Here is a 566-nt window from a genome sequence, read left to right as displayed (position 1 = left end):
CGCTGATTCGGTCAATTAAAGCAGACTAGATAAATGGCTAAATATTCAAGAATAGAAGTGTTTCAGGCGATGAAGACGACGGGTGTTGTACCTGTTTTTTTTCATCAGGATATTGATGTGTGTAAAGCAGTGGTAAGGGCTTGCTATAATGGGGGTATCAGGGTATTTGAGTTTGTTAACCGGGGCGATTTTGCCCATGAGTTATTTGCCGAGCTGAATAAGTATGCCCTGGCTGAATTGCCAGGAATGATTTTGGGAGCAGGTTCTGTCGTTGAAGAAGCAACTACTGCCCTCTATATCCAGAATGGCGCCAATTTTATTGTTTCACCACTATTGAATGAAAACCAGGCACGCATTTGTAACCGGCGCAAGATTATGTGGTCGCCAGGTTGTGGAACAATCTCGGAAATCAATAAGGCACAAGAACTAGGTGCCGAGGTGATTAAGTTATTTCCTGCCTCTGAGGTTGGCGGGCCATCATTTGTAAAGGCCGTTAAAGCCCCCATGCCTTGGACCGATGTCATGCCAACAGGTGGCGTTACCTGTGAGAAGGAGAACTTATCAGA

Annotated in this window: 1 protein-coding gene; it reads left to right on the top strand. The window is 45.2% G+C overall.

What is annotated here, in order from left to right; translation table 11 throughout:
* Nucleotides 1-33 precede the first annotated feature (33 nt).
* A partial coding sequence (locus KDU71_RS22815; RefSeq protein ID WP_212193441.1) for a bifunctional 4-hydroxy-2-oxoglutarate aldolase/2-dehydro-3-deoxy-phosphogluconate aldolase occupies nucleotides 34-566 on the top strand: 533 nt, incomplete at its 3' end.

Source organism: Carboxylicivirga sediminis (assembly GCF_018156225.1).
Classification (GTDB): Bacteria; Bacteroidota; Bacteroidia; order Bacteroidales; family Marinilabiliaceae; genus Carboxylicivirga; species Carboxylicivirga sediminis.
The sequence above is the reverse complement of the archived record's forward strand: the minus strand, read 5'-3'. Positions and strand labels throughout refer to the sequence as shown.